Source organism: Selenomonas sp. oral taxon 138 str. F0429 (assembly GCF_000318175.2).
GTDB classification, from domain to species: Bacteria; Bacillota; Negativicutes; order Selenomonadales; family Selenomonadaceae; genus Centipeda; species Centipeda timonae.
Window position 1 is genome coordinate 488,850 of the sequence record NZ_KB290930.1, and the last position, 303, is coordinate 489,152.

The 303-nt window shown below is 51.8% G+C and carries 1 protein-coding gene; it reads right to left on the minus strand.

From position 1 onward, the window contains the following. Window positions 1–303 (minus strand): recombinase family protein (locus HMPREF9163_RS12345; RefSeq protein WP_009440332.1); only part of this gene is annotated, 303 nt, incomplete at both ends.

Here is a 303-nt window from a genome sequence, read left to right on the forward strand (position 1 = left end):
CTAGGCTGGACATAATCGTGATAAGGAGTTCTCCGCGCGTGTCGAACGTCCAGATGTTCTCCTTCTCGAAGTAAATCTCTACACCGTTTTCCTTGAGCTTACGGACATTCTGCAGCGAGTCCACGGTGTTTCTTGCGAAACGGCTGACAGACTTTGTGATGATGAGGTCGATCTTGCCGGCAAGGGCATCCTCGATCATCTGGTTGAACCCGTCACGCTTCTTTGTGTTGGTGCCGCTGATGCCCTCGTCCGAATACATACCGACGAAATCCCAGTCTGCACGGCTCTCGATGTAGTTCTTGT